The 13,361-nt window shown below is 33.5% G+C and carries 14 protein-coding genes; all 14 read right to left on the bottom strand.

The features are described 5' to 3' along the window. Nucleotides 1-221 precede the first annotated feature (221 nt). The 14 genes from galU to tviB all read right to left on the bottom strand — a co-directional run bounded on the left by galU (nt 222) and on the right by tviB (nt 13,359). Nucleotides 222-1,103: a UTP--glucose-1-phosphate uridylyltransferase GalU gene (galU, locus tag FTU35_RS08070; RefSeq protein WP_180064665.1), complete on the bottom strand. Its 882-nt coding sequence runs from the start codon at nt 1,101-1,103 to the stop codon at nt 222-224. Between the two features lie 23 nt (nt 1,104-1,126). Next, on the bottom strand, nt 1,127-1,750 hold the full coding sequence (locus FTU35_RS08065; protein ID WP_180064664.1) for a sugar transferase: 624 nt from the start codon (nt 1,748-1,750) through the stop codon (nt 1,127-1,129). A gap of 15 nt (nt 1,751-1,765) precedes the next feature. Continuing rightward, nucleotides 1,766-2,581, bottom strand: coding sequence for a glycosyltransferase (locus FTU35_RS08060; protein WP_180064663.1), 816 nt, complete (start codon nt 2,579-2,581; stop codon nt 1,766-1,768). Between the two features lie 91 nt (nt 2,582-2,672). Continuing rightward, nucleotides 2,673-3,002, bottom strand: coding sequence for a hypothetical protein (locus FTU35_RS13465; protein WP_373686816.1), 330 nt, complete (start codon nt 3,000-3,002; stop codon nt 2,673-2,675). A 259-nt stretch (nt 3,003-3,261) separates the two neighbouring features. Continuing rightward, the gene (locus FTU35_RS08050) at nt 3,262-4,062 is read right to left on the bottom strand and encodes a glycosyltransferase family A protein (RefSeq protein WP_180064662.1); all 801 of its coding nucleotides are present in this window, start codon (nt 4,060-4,062) and stop codon (nt 3,262-3,264) included. After that, complete coding sequence (locus FTU35_RS08045; protein WP_180064677.1) at nt 4,041-5,093, bottom strand: glycosyltransferase family 4 protein; 1,053 nt, start codon at nt 5,091-5,093, stop codon at nt 4,041-4,043. Before FTU35_RS08045 ends, FTU35_RS08050 begins: the two co-directional genes overlap by 22 nt. Before the next feature lie 38 nt (nt 5,094-5,131). Beyond that, nucleotides 5,132-6,166, bottom strand: a complete 1,035-nt coding sequence (locus tag FTU35_RS08040) for an EpsG family protein (protein WP_180064661.1) — start codon at nt 6,164-6,166, stop codon at nt 5,132-5,134. A gap of 54 nt (nt 6,167-6,220) precedes the next feature. After that, nucleotides 6,221-7,114 (bottom strand): glycosyltransferase family 2 protein, encoded by an 894-nt coding sequence (locus FTU35_RS08035; protein ID WP_180064660.1) that lies wholly within the window; start codon nt 7,112-7,114, stop codon nt 6,221-6,223. Nucleotides 7,115-7,223: 109 nt separating this feature from the next. Next, nucleotides 7,224-8,492, bottom strand: coding sequence for an oligosaccharide flippase family protein (locus FTU35_RS08030; protein WP_180064659.1), 1,269 nt, complete (start codon nt 8,490-8,492; stop codon nt 7,224-7,226). A 128-nt stretch (nt 8,493-8,620) separates the two neighbouring features. Then, a complete protein-coding gene (rfbC, locus tag FTU35_RS08025; protein WP_180064658.1) occupies nt 8,621-9,175 on the bottom strand; it encodes a dTDP-4-dehydrorhamnose 3,5-epimerase in 555 nt (184 codons plus the stop codon). Between the two features lie 21 nt (nt 9,176-9,196). Continuing rightward, nucleotides 9,197-10,099, bottom strand: a complete 903-nt coding sequence (gene rfbA, locus FTU35_RS08020) for a glucose-1-phosphate thymidylyltransferase RfbA (protein ID WP_180064657.1) — start codon at nt 10,097-10,099, stop codon at nt 9,197-9,199. Next, a complete protein-coding gene (rfbD, locus tag FTU35_RS08015) occupies nt 10,100-11,005 on the bottom strand; it encodes a dTDP-4-dehydrorhamnose reductase (RefSeq protein WP_180064676.1) in 906 nt (301 codons plus the stop codon). An 8-nt stretch (nt 11,006-11,013) separates the two neighbouring features. Next, a complete protein-coding gene (gene rfbB, locus FTU35_RS08010; RefSeq protein ID WP_180064656.1) occupies nt 11,014-12,069 on the bottom strand; it encodes a dTDP-glucose 4,6-dehydratase in 1,056 nt (351 codons plus the stop codon). Nucleotides 12,070-12,081: 12 nt separating this feature from the next. Continuing rightward, on the bottom strand, nt 12,082-13,359 hold the full coding sequence (gene tviB / locus FTU35_RS08005; protein ID WP_180064655.1) for a Vi polysaccharide biosynthesis UDP-N-acetylglucosamine C-6 dehydrogenase TviB: 1,278 nt from the start codon (nt 13,357-13,359) through the stop codon (nt 12,082-12,084). Nucleotides 13,360-13,361: the final 2 nt, after the last annotated feature.

Below are 13,361 nucleotides of genomic sequence, written 5' to 3'. Positions count from 1 at the left end.
TTTCATCCTTTCCTACATCATATATGAATAACTTTTCAGGTTTTTTAATCCCCCCTCCTTGCGCCATACATGGCTCACCTTTTTCAAAGGGGGAAGTTCGCACTAGCAAAAGCTTTATAATGGATGTTCCTCCCTGAGCAAGAGTTTAAGCACTGCTTTAAATTCTTGCGTAAGAAGGGAGGCTAGGAGAGATTTTCTAATCTTCCCCCCCTTAATCACCTTTATGACTCAAGCTTTAACTCTTGAATCAAGGCTTTAAAATCATCACCTAATTTTGGATGATCGAGCCCATAATGCAACACTGCTTTTAAGTAACCCAACTTGCTGCCACAATCAAAAGTCTGACCTTGCATACGGTAAGCTTCTACAGCTTCTGTCTGCTGCAACATGGCAATGGCATCGGTCAATTGAATTTCATTGCCTGCCCCTTTAGGGGTATTTTCCAGCAAAGTCATAATTTCTGCAGGCAAGACATAACGCCCCACCACCGATAAATTAGAAGGTGCAGTGCCGACTGCAGGTTTTTCAACAATGCCCTGCATCACGGTACTTTCACCTTCGGCAGGTGTAGTCGCAACATCCACAATACCATATTGATCGACCAGATGATCTGGTACTGCTTCAACCATAATCTGTGCTGCATTAGTTTCATCAAAACGTTGAATCATTAAACTCAAATCATTGGTTTTTGATGAATCTTTTACAAGAACATCTGGTAATAGCACAGCAAAATCATCACCACCTACTACAGCTTTAGCACACAGTACAGCATGACCTAAACCAAGTGGCTGTGGTTGACGTACGCTAATCACACTCACATGTGGCGGTAAAATTTCAGTGATTTCTTTGAGTAAATCAAATTTCTTTTTATGTTCTAGAGTGGTTTCCAGCTCAAAGTTACGATCAAAATAGTTTTCAATGGATACTTTTGAGGAATGGGTAACAAGAATAATCTGTTCAATGCCAGCAGCAATCGCTTCTTTGACCACATATTCAATCGCAGGACGATCGACCACAGTCACCATTTCTTTGGGAATGGCTTTACTGGCAGGCAGAAAACGGGTGCCTAAACCAGCAACAGGCAGAATGGCTTTTTTGATCATTAGAAATATTTCACTAATAAAATTTATGACTTGATTTCATCTTTAATTTTTTCAGGATCATTTCCTTGAAATAAAGAAGGGCCAACATGACCCGGTGCATTAATACCTTCTCGTTTGATCATCACAGCGACTGTTTTGAACATGATTTTAAAGTCCACTAAAGTATTATGGTTATCTACATACCAAACGTCAAATTTAAAGCGTTCTTCATAATCAAGTTCATTTCGACCACTGACCTGTGCTAGGCCAGTCATACCGGGTTTAACTTCCAAACGACGAGCTTGTTCTGGTGAATATAATGCTACAAAGTCTTTAAGCATAGGACGTGGTCCAACAATACTCATATCCCCTTTTAAGACGTTTATGAGTTGTGGCATTTCATCTAAACTTGTAGAACGAAGTTTTTGTCCAAAAGGTGTTATACGCTGTTCATCTGGTAATGGATTGCCTTCTTTATCCACTGCATTTTTCATCGACCGGAACTTAATCATTTTAAAAAGCTTGCCATCTTTACCTGGTCGCTCTTGCAAAAAGAATATCGGTGATCCCAATTTTTTGCGTACTTGATATGCAACATATGCAAAAATAGGAGAGAGTACAATAAGTGCTAAACTAGCAATTATTAAATCTAAAAGCCTTTTAAGCATTTTACTAAAACCCTGTTATGTATTTTGTTTAAAGACAGCTTGATCTAAACATTTGGTATTTAGCTTGGTCTTGTTCAAGTCAAAAAACCATCCCCATTTATTAAAGTATTTAAAAGCACTTTGAAGATGTGCTTTTAATAACTTAGTGTTTTTATAGGAAGATTGCTCATGATGATGTATAACCGTTGCAAGAGGATAATAAATTGTACCAAATTTTTCAGCACATCTCCTTGATAAATCAATATCCTCTAAATACATAAAGAATCTTTCATCAAAACCTTCTAATTCCAACAAATTTACAGATCGAAAGAACATAAAGCAACCTGAGAGATTAGGGACAAAAACTGGCTGGCTAAGATCCATATCTTTTAGCAAGTATTGCTGATCAAGTTGATCCGCGAGTTTTGGAGCAAATCTGCGTGCAAAGAGGTTTAATGGACTCGGTAGTAATCGCGCACCGAACTGATTCTCTCCACTAGGGTACACGATTTTAGGCAAGAATAGGCCTTCAGTACGGGTTTCAGCAAAATCTACTATTTTTTGAAATTCACTTTGAGTAAACTCGATATCAGGATTACAAATCAGAAAATAATCACTTTCTCTTGCATACTTTTGAATTGCAAGATTATGACCATAACCAAATCCAAAATTTCCTGCTGATTTTTCGTATATGACTTTGGGATGATGAAACTTTGAAGCCCAATCACTTTCATCATTATCTACCAAAATAATTTTTTCTATAAGTGGAGATAAAAATAAGCTTTCTAATGTTGGTTTTAAATCAGCATAGGAATGCTTAAATAGTACAACTGAAACAATTACTTTATGCATTATATCCACTCAAAAAATTATAAGCTCGCTAAACTTGATTAAAAAAACAATAAATATTTACTCTAAAATCCACAGTAAACCTTCACACCAATTATATCTTCCGCCATCTCTGCTTCTCAAAATCAAAAAAATTTATTGGCTTTGCTGGTGTGCCAACAGCAATAACATATGGGGGAAGACTTTTAGAAACTACCGAATTTGCTCCAACAATTGTTCCTTTTCCAATTGTGACACCTGGTAGAACTGAAACAAACTCTCCCAACCACACATTATCTTCAATTTTTACAGCTTTTACAGATAACCGTCGATATATAGGTAAAGACATTGGATCACTATCATATTCATTTCCGATATAGCTACCATGAGTACAATCTGAAATATATATTTTACTCGCCATGAGTACATTATTTCCAATTTCCACAGAATGAGCAGCCGTTATATGCACATAATCATTTAATTAGATATTATTTCGAAATTTCAATAATTTAGAATCAGTCAGAGTTTGCGGACAGCTTTCAAACCTACACCCTACACCTGTAGTTAAATTTTCACCAAAATCTATATTTTTTTATTACTTACATCGATTGGAAAACGGATCAACCTAGCTTTTGGAAAGAAAATTTTTGTTTTAATAAGAAACAATAATATTTTCAAAGCACCAAAAATCCCATACGTTGAAATCATTTTTTCATCCTCACAATCACTATGCGGCGAACATATTTTATCGATTCCCACATTCGAGCTAAAATGTATTGTTTTAAAGTTATCAATTGATTTTCATAAGCAAATTTTAAGTTTTTATTAACTCCTCTATGCATTTCTTTAAGATTAGCACTCAAACCACTATCACCAAAACCAGCCTTACCATCTCCGTAATTAATAACTATTAAGTTACAAAAATAACAATTGAACTTACTAGCTACACAAATGAAATAATTAATATCTTCAGCATATTTTTGATTTTCATCAAAATAACCTATTTCTTCAAAAACTTTACGCTTCATAATGACTGTAGAGGGTTGGAAATAATTTTTAAATATCAATTTACTAATATCGATTTTCAAAAGACTACCATCTGGTGTATTAGGTAGATACAAACCATCAAATGCACATCCTAAAAGATCAATCTGCGGATTCAATTCCAGCAGTTTTGTTTGCTTCTCTAATTTATCAGGAAACCATTGGTCATCAGAATCAAGAAAAGCAATAAAATCACCATTTGAAGACCGCAAACCCGTATTTCGAGCTTTAGAAACTCCTCCATTAGATTGATTTATTAAGTTAACATTAAAACTTTTGTTATCTAAAATATATTTTTCAACAACCGATTTACTATCATCAGTAGAACCATCATTAACTACAAAAACCTCAAAATCGCAATTAAAGGATTGATTTTTAACAGAATCAAGCGCTTTGACTATCGTATCGGATGCATTATACATCGGTATAATAACTGAAATTAATAAAGAACTTTTTTCCATTTGTTTAATATAACCTCATCATTCCACTTTGAACTAGATTCAAAAGCACCATTGGAAAGTTTAATCAGTGTATCTTTATTATTGATTAATTTTAAGAGAGCAGATTTCAAACTCTCAAAATCATCCATCGGTATCAAATAACCATTATGTTCATTCTTAATAATATCTCTAGGACCAGAAGGACAATCATATGAGATACAAGGCAAGCCAAAAGAAATTGCTTCTAATAGTACCATACCAAAACCTTCAGAATGCGAAGTTAACATAAATAAGGACGCAGATTGATAATACCTTTCAACATCCTGAACAGGAGGCAGTATTTTCACATAATCTTGCAGTCCAAGAGTAATTATTTTGTTGTTTAACTGCTCATATAAATTGCCATTGCCAACAAGATGTAATTGCCAATCTTTTATATGATGTTTATTAACGATCTTGTTCCATAAATCGATCATTATCCATTGACGCTTGGCTTCCGTCATACGACCAATGGATAGAACAACTTTATTTGATAAGTCACTGCGAACATAATTCATCGTTGATTTGAAATGAGGTATATAAACTACTGGTAAATCCATCTCTGAATATGTCTTAGCATCACTACTCGTTGGAACTACATAACAACGTGCTTTAGGGTATAACCATTGTTTAACTTTTTTATAAACAATATTATAAGCATTTATACCCCCATGTTCTGTGATAATAACTTGCTTATCAATTCCTCTTGCCAAATGAAACTCTATAACATTCAGTGGATGTGCTAAATAATATAAATCATATTCATTTTCATTTAAGAATTGCTTTAGCTTGGCTGCACTTTTGAACAAGTTCGCACCTGCCTGAGCAACTCTTTTAAACTTATTATTCATATCCAAATATAATTTTGAATCTAATGAAATAATTTTAATCTTATCAGAAAGAGGATAATGACTATATGCTTTATCTTTAACTAAGATAGTCACTTCCATGAACTCACAAAAGTGATTTGCCAACGTACTGATGACTCGTTCTATTCCACCCGCAGGAGTCATACTATTAAAATAAAATAAAATTTTTTTCACAATATACCCTAAATTAGCTCGCTTAAAGGTTTGTAATTTAAAATACCATACATTGACCAGTAGTTTATTAAAAATAGATAAAAATACAAAAATGTAAAGATTAATATTAAGAGTACGCCATTTTTTTTGTTAGAAAAGTACTCCCAAACAACAGGCAATAAAAAAATAGGTCCTATGAATAAATACCTACGATTAACTTCATCAATTCCTAGTGTTATAGCCAGAAGCAAAACGTATAAAAAATAAACATTGAAGTAAGTTTTTTCCTTAACAATCTTATAAACAAAAGGAGCCATGCAAATAAACATAAAATTTCGAACTAATATAGTTTTAGATTCTGAAGTCATTTCTGAATAGATCTCTAATTTTTGTGATATAACTCCAGCACCTAAAAAACCACCCAGCTTCACCAATATAAATTTACCCAAAATCCCAATAATGATAAAAATAAAAAAATAACTAAATTTATTTCTTATAAAGAAAAAAATTGGCAAGAAAACAAAAGGAATGGCTGAATAGTGACAACCTATGGCTAAAAATAAAAAAATATAGTATTTCAACCAATCTTTATTTTTAACTAAATAAGCTATACCTAAAAGCAAAAAGGCAATTGACATACCTTGTCTAACTGCTTCAAATAAAATATAATGAAAAGAAAATGTAGATAATAAAATCCAATAAGCCAAATATGATGAATTCAGGCCTAATAATTTTTTATATGACAAAAAGAATAAACTGGATGTTAAAAAAGCACAAAAAAACAGAAAAAATACTGGATCCTGTGGATAAAGATTAATGAATAATCTAGCAAGCCAATCAAATAAAGGCTCAAAATTAATATAATTATGTTCATAATTATAAAAATTGACATAATTTAAAGTATCACCATAGTCAAAATCTCTTTGAATCGCATATAGCGCAGTTAAAAAACTGGATAGAATTAAAAAGAAACTATTAAGTTCTTTTTTGGACTTAACTGCAGAAAAAATAATGCTTATGAAAAACATCATTATATTAAATGTTAAAACCAATCCAATTGACATTAAAATATCCAAGCACTATAAATTTAATTTAAAAAGAGAAAATTAACATATAATTTACTTTGATTTAAACCATCTAAGTAAACTAGACCAATAAGTCAATTTTTCATCATTTTTTGTAATTTTAAAAATAACAATTCTCTGAATTATCATAACCATAAAAATAAAAGAGGAAATTGTAAATTCGAAATTAGATTTATTTTTTAGATAATACTTCCTTTTACTTTCAAATGACCAATCCCATTTATTGGGTTTAAAGGATTCTGATGCTCCCTCAAGATGAATAATTTTACTTGATGGAACAATGTAAGTTGTATACCCTTGTTTTCTCAAACGAAAAAGCAAATCTGTTTCTTCATAATACATAAAATAATTTTCATCAAACCCTTTTATTTCATCGAAAAATAATTTTGGAATCATCAAATTAGCTCCAGATATATTACCAAAAATTTTAAAAGGTTTATTAGAACTAGAGTGAAATATATCACCATTATACAAAACTTTTGAAATAATATTAAAGAATAGAGAGTCTAAATCAGAAATTAGAGAGGGCATAAATCGAGTAAATGACGTTGCGGGCTTAAATTTTTCATCGTAAAGATTTCCTCCACAAGCTCCAACATGTGGGTTTTCAGACATAAATTTATACAATTCATAAATTGAATTATCTATAACTATAGTATCTGAATTTAATAGAAATATGAATTTCCCATTAGCAACTTTATTTCCAATATTATTTGCTATTCCAAAGCCACTATTATCATTGTTCAAAATTAATTTTACTTGAGGGAAAACCTTATTTAGATTCTCAATTTCTCGGTTAGGAGAATTATTATCAACCACTATAATTTCATAACGAATACCACTGGTATTCTTTATAACAGATTCAATACACTGCAAAACCAAACCATAAGTATTGTAATTTACAATAATAATTGAAACATCATACATATTAATACTCTCTTTTTAAGAATGCAATTATTCAATGCAAATTAACTTTTACGATTTAAAATTACATCTTATAAAAAACTATTTAATTATAGATGATTTAAGTATAACTCTAAATAGGTGTTTCGCTTTTTTTTTCAACTTTTAAAAACTTGATAAAATAATATATCATTAATAAAGCAACTAAAAGTTCAGTTAACAAAACAGCAAAAGTAGTTCCTATTTCTTTATAAAAATAGGTTAATATAGATACTTGAAATACTGCAAAAACCCCTGCCACTACGTAAATATTTTGAAAAACTTTTCTTGCATAAATATTATCAATATAAGCGATAAGCCCCATTTGTCCTGCTACTCCACCTACCGCACTTAAAAACGGTACTAGGCACAGAATCTGCACCAGTATGTTTATGCCTTGATAATCTTTTCCAATGATACTTTCAATAAAATTTGAAAATATAAACAGTGATATTGAAATAATTATCATCAAAATTAATGTAAAATTTGCAACCCTATATATTAGTTTTAATGCAACACCTCGATCTATAGACGTCATATAAGCAATTTTTGGATAGTAAACTTGACTGATCGGAGTATAAAATAGCAAACTTACAGTTCTAATTATTTTTTCTGCAGCAGTATATATACCTACCACTGCTGGATTAGTAAACACACCCAAAACCACAACAAATAATTGTGTATATAGTGAAATTGATGCGAGTGATAAGAAGAAAGGAAAACTCTCTTTTAGCTCTAGCAATATATCTGAAAATTTAATGTTTTCAAAAACCACTAATTTATTTTTAATTATCCAAAGAATCGAAATTAATGCAACTAAAATATAAACCATAGAGTTTAAAGATATTGCATATATATAATCTTCAGGAGTTTGTACGAAATAAAATGTTAAAGGTAATATTAATATTCTGCACACCATACTCAGTATTGACAAATATCTTATTTGCCCAATTCCTTGGTAAAACCATGTAAAAGTGAATGTGTTTCCAATCAGTATTGGTAATGTACAAAGAAGAGCTAATTGATATTCAGAAAACCTAGGAATATGATACACCGCCAAAAACACTATTAAACTTAATGATAATAATATTACTTTAGCGCACACTGTTGAAAAAAAAATATGGCTCAATACTTTTTTATCATCTTTATTAATAGCAACCCTTTTCGTGCCCCCCATATTAAAACCAAAATCCACAAACAATATCAAAAATTGAATAATTGCTGTGGAAAAACCAATTAAACCATAAGATTCAACTCCTAGTTTAATCATTAAATATGGTATTAATACTAAAGGTATTGCATAGTTCATACCCTGCAGCAGGAAAAGATACAAAGTATCTTTTTGCTCGGTGTTTATTTTCATGTCGTCAAAAACACCAATTTCATTAACTAAGAATTAGTAAACACATATGTTAACTCTCAATTTTAATCAAAATATTAAATCACACAATTACTAATAATTGTGTGTATATCTTTTAACCAAAATATTAATTATTTTAATGATTTAAAGACTGTTGCAAGCTTATCTTTTTCTGACAAATTCACCTGATCTTCATCAACTGGCCATTCAATTTTCAAATCAGGATCATTCCAGATGATTGCTCCCTCACTCTCCTTATTATAATAGTTCGTGGTCTTATACAAAAATTGAGTGTTATCTTCTAATGCAACAAAGCCATGTGCAAATCCTTCAGGAATCCAAAATTGCTTATGATTCTCACCACTTAACTCTACTCCCACCCATTGACCATAAGTTTTAGAGTCTGGTCGAATATCTACAGCCACATCCCAGGCTTTGCCTTGCACCACACGCACAAGTTTACCTTGCCCATAGGGCGCTTTTTGGAAATGAAGCCCTCTTAAGGTGTTTTTCTGTGAACACGAGTGATTATCTTGCACAAATTGCGGAATATCTAAATTTCTTTCCTTTAGAATTTGCTCAAATGCTCGTTGGTTAAAACTTTCCATAAACCAACCACGGTCGTCACCAAAAACACGGGGCTGTAAAATTAACAAGCCGTCAATCTTTGTTTCTATAACATTCATTTTAAATCTCTTTTCTGAAATTTAAATTTTAGATTTTTTTAAATTTTCTTTATGTAGCTTTAATAAATATTGACCATAGCCTGTCTTTTTAAAGAAATTAGCACGCTCAAGAAGTTGCTCACTGTTGATCCAACCATTGTTGAAGGAAATTTCTTCTAAACACGCAATTTTTAAACCTTGGCGATGTTCAACCGTCTGTACAAATTGACTTGCTTCAAGCAATGAATCATGTGTTCCTGTATCTAACCAGGCAAAACCACGACCTAGAAGTTCAACATTGAGTCCAGATCTTTCAAGATAAATATTATTGACGTCTGTAATTTCTAGCTCACCGCGGTGTGAAGGTTTAATATTTTTTGCAATCTCAACAACATCATTGTCATAAAAATATAGACCTGTCACTGCATAGTTTGATTTAGGCTCAGTTGGTTTTTCTTCAATACTCAAAGCTTTACCCGTTTCATCAAAGTCAACCACACCAAAACGTTCAGGGTCATTCACATAATAACCAAATACTGTTGCGCCTTGCTGTTGATCTGCCGCACGCTTGAGCTGTGTTCCGAAGCTTTGACCATAGAAAATATTATCACCTAATACCAAGCATACATTATCGTCTCCGATAAACTCTTCACCCAAAATGAATGCTTGAGCAAGACCATCTGGTGAAGGTTGTACCTTATAAGAAAGTTGAATTCCAAGCTCTTCACCTGTACCTAAAAGTTTTTCAAAATTAGGTAAATCTTCTGGTGTCGAAATGATCAATACTTCTTTGATCCCTGCCAACATTAGTACAGATAAGGGATAATAAATCATCGGCTTATCATAGATCGGTAACAATTGTTTAGATGTACCCATCGTAATTGGATATAAACGCGTACCTGAACCGCCAGCTAAAATAATACCTTTTCTATTTTTTTTAATCATTTAGATGATTTCCTCTAATACTTGAGCAACACCTACCTTCCAATGCGGTAGATGAATTTTAAATTGTGATTGTAATTTTTGCGTATTCAATCTTGAGTTCAAAGGTCGTTTTGCTGGGGTTGGATAATCGACGGTCCCAATAGCATTGACTTTTTGAATAGCTAGCATTTGACCATGCTGCTTTGCATGATCAAAGATAAAATTAGCATAGTCAAACCATGAACACTGACCTGAAGCTGCTAAGTGATAATGTCCGCATAATGAGTTTTGCTGCTGTGATGAACTCAACTGATAAACGCGAAGCGCTTGAGCAGTAACATCTGCAATTAATGCAGCTCCTGTGGGCGCACCAATTTGGTCATGAATAACACTTAATTCTTCACGATTAGCAGCCAATTTAAGCATGGTTTTAACAAAATTATGCCCATGCGACCCATAAACCCAGCACGTTCTAAAGTTAATAAATGCGCAGCCAATTTGTTCAATCGCCAGTTCACCTAAGCGCTTAGTATGACCATATAAATTCACAGGATGAGTTTGATCATCTTCAGACCAAGGCTCGGTCCCTTCACCATTAAAGACATAGTCTGTTGAGTAATGTACAAGCAATATATTTTGCTTTTTACATTGTTCTGCAAGATGTTTTACCGCGAGGTGATTAATTAAATCAGCATTACTCTGATCTGTTTCTGCTTTATCAACGGCTGTATAAGCAGCCGCATTGATCACTACATCGGGATCAATGATATTAATAGCTTGAGTGATTGCCTCAAAATTTGCTAAATCCCCGCTTAAACCATCTTTATTTTGGGTTCTGTCTAAAGCAATTACTTGACCTAATGGCTGAAGTGCACGCTGTAACTCCCAGCCCACTTGACCATTTTTTCCTAATAACAATATTTTCATACCAAGTCCTAGTATTGCTTCTCTAACCAAGACTGATATTCACCACTTTTCACACGATTTACCCATTCGCTATTATTGAGATACCATTCAACTGTTTTACGAATGCCAGTCTCAAAAGTCTCTTCAGGCGTCCAACCTAATTCATTTTGAATTTTTGTGGCATCAATTGCATAGCGTAAGTCATGCCCAGGGCGGTCTTTTACAAATGTAATCAGTGATTCATAAGTTTGACCGTTGGCTTGTGGTTTTAACTCATCCAAAATTTTACAAATGGTTTTGACCACTTCTATATTCTGCTTTTCATTATGACCACCAATATTATAGGTTTCACCCACTACACCTTCGGTCACCACTTTATATAAAGCACGCGCATGATCTTCTACAAATAACCAATCCCGAATTTGCTGACCATTCCCATATACAGGTAAAGGTTTAGCATCTAGCGCATTTAGAATCACCAATGGAATTAACTTTTCGGGGAAGTGATACGGACCATAATTATTTGAACAATTAGTCACAATTACTGGCAGACCATAGGTCCTATGCCAAGCGCGTACCAAATGATCCGAACTGGCTTTAGAGGCAGAATATGGAGAGCTTGGCGCGTATGAAGTTGTTTCTGTAAACAAATCTGTCGTGCCTTCTAAGTCACCATAAACTTCATCAGTTGAAATATGATGAAAGCGAAAGTTTTGCTGAGCTTCGGCGTCAAGCTCCATCCAATACTTTCGAGCGGCTTCCAATAAAGTATAAGTTCCCACAATATTGGTTTGAATAAATGCTGCTGGGCCATCAATTGAGCGGTCTACATGTGACTCTGCAGCCAAATGCATAATTGCATTAGGTTGAAATGCATCTATTGCAGCTGTAATTTGTTCTGTATCGCAAATATCAATTTGTTTAAACTCATAGTTCGAGTGTTGATCAATTTCTTTTAACGATTCTAAATTACCCGCATAAGTCAGTTTATCGATATTCAGAACTTGGTTATTGGTATTTTGAATAATATGGCGGATCACAGCTGAACCAATAAATCCCGCACCGCCAGTCACTAAAATTTTCATAGTTTCCTTTTGTTATAAGCGAATATCTACATCTGTATGATTTAAAATATATTTTAAATCGTATAAAACATATTTTTCTTTAGCCAATGCTTTAAATTCATCTATAGACATCTGCTTAAATTGATCATGCGCAACTGCTAAAACAATGGCATCATATTTAGCGTTCGCCAAACTAGAAACAGGGTCTATACCATATTCCTTTGCAGCTTCTAACGGATCCACCCACGGGTCATAAATATCTAAATCTAAATCATATTCTTTTAAAGCTTTGACCATATCTACAATTTTAGTATTGCGAATATCTGGACAGTTCTCTTTAAAACTCAAACCCATCACTAAAATTTTTGAACCCACCACTTGTATACGCTGCTTCACCATCTCTTTAATCAATTGTGTTGCAACATATTCACCCATACGGTCATTTAAACGACGTGCCGCTAAAATAATTTCTGGATGCAGGCCTAAAGACTGTGCTTTATGGGTTAAATAATACGGGTCTACCCCAATACAGTGCCCACCAACCAAACCAGGGCGGAAAGGTAAAAAATTCCACTTGGTTCCCGCAGCCTGCAACACCGCTTCAGTATCTATACCCAACTTATTAAAGATCACAGCCAATTCATTAATTAAAGCAATATTCACATCACGCTGGGTATTTTCAATGACCTTTGCGGCTTCAGCCACTTTTATACTCGGTGCTTTATGCGTACCTGCAGTCACAATCAGTTGATAGACTTCATCAACAAAATCTGCAACTTTTGGGGTAGAACCCGAAGTCACTTTTAAAATATTGGTCACACGGTGTACCTTATCACCTGGGTTAATCCGTTCTGGGCTATAGCCTGCAAAAAAGTCCTGATTAAACTTTAAGCCTGACACTTCTTCCAAAACTGGAATACAAGCTTCTTCAGTTGCACCGGGATACACGGTAGACTCATACACCACCACATCGGCTTTTTTAAGTACTTTCCCAATACTGGTAGAGGCTTTAATAAGTGGGGTTAAATCAGGTTGTTTAAATTCATCAATGGGGGTTGGCACCGTCACAATAAAAAAATTGCAGCTATTCAAATCATCTAAATTAGCGGAATAAGTCAGTTGTGTCGCTTGTTTAAGTTCTTCTGGTGACACTTCTAAAGTATGATCTTGTCCGCTTTTTAATTCTTGTATGCGTTTTTGCTGAATATCAAAACCCACCACAGGCAACTGCTTGCCGAATTCTACCGCTAGGGGTAAACCGACATAGCCTAAACCAATAATGGCAATTTTTAGGTCTGAAAGCTGTAGCATTT

The organism is Acinetobacter sp. YH12095 (assembly GCF_013419245.1).
In the GTDB taxonomy this organism is placed as follows: domain Bacteria; phylum Pseudomonadota; class Gammaproteobacteria; order Pseudomonadales; family Moraxellaceae; genus Acinetobacter; species Acinetobacter towneri.
This window is presented reverse-complemented; position numbering and strand designations above follow the sequence as displayed.

Bases quoted from the DNA above. Each gene is read 5' to 3' on its own strand.
- galU (WP_180064665.1), bottom strand. From the start codon at position 1,103: ATGATCAAAAAAGCCATTCTGCCTGTTGCTGGTTTAGGCACCCGTTTT.
- FTU35_RS08065 (WP_180064664.1), bottom strand. From the start codon at position 1,750: ATGCTTAAAAGGCTTTTAGATTTAATAATTGCTAGTTTAGCACTTATT.
- FTU35_RS08060 (WP_180064663.1), bottom strand. From the start codon at position 2,581: ATGCATAAAGTAATTGTTTCAGTTGTACTATTTAAGCATTCCTATGCT.
- FTU35_RS08050 (WP_180064662.1), bottom strand. From the start codon at position 4,062: ATGGAAAAAAGTTCTTTATTAATTTCAGTTATTATACCGATGTATAAT.
- FTU35_RS08045 (WP_180064677.1), bottom strand. From the start codon at position 5,093: ATGACTCCTGCGGGTGGAATAGAACGAGTCATCAGTACGTTGGCAAAT.
- FTU35_RS08040 (WP_180064661.1), bottom strand. From the start codon at position 6,166: ATGTCAATTGGATTGGTTTTAACATTTAATATAATGATGTTTTTCATA.
- FTU35_RS08035 (WP_180064660.1), bottom strand. From the start codon at position 7,114: ATGTATGATGTTTCAATTATTATTGTAAATTACAATACTTATGGTTTG.
- FTU35_RS08030 (WP_180064659.1), bottom strand. From the start codon at position 8,492: ATGAAAATAAACACCGAGCAAAAAGATACTTTGTATCTTTTCCTGCTG.
- rfbC (WP_180064658.1), bottom strand. From the start codon at position 9,175: ATGAATGTTATAGAAACAAAGATTGACGGCTTGTTAATTTTACAGCCC.
- rfbA (WP_180064657.1), bottom strand. From the start codon at position 10,099: ATGATTAAAAAAAATAGAAAAGGTATTATTTTAGCTGGCGGTTCAGGT.
- rfbD (WP_180064676.1), bottom strand. From the start codon at position 11,005: ATGAAAATATTGTTATTAGGAAAAAATGGTCAAGTGGGCTGGGAGTTA.
- rfbB (WP_180064656.1), bottom strand. From the start codon at position 12,069: ATGAAAATTTTAGTGACTGGCGGTGCGGGATTTATTGGTTCAGCTGTG.
- tviB (WP_180064655.1), bottom strand. From the start codon at position 13,359: ATGCTACAGCTTTCAGACCTAAAAATTGCCATTATTGGTTTAGGCTAT.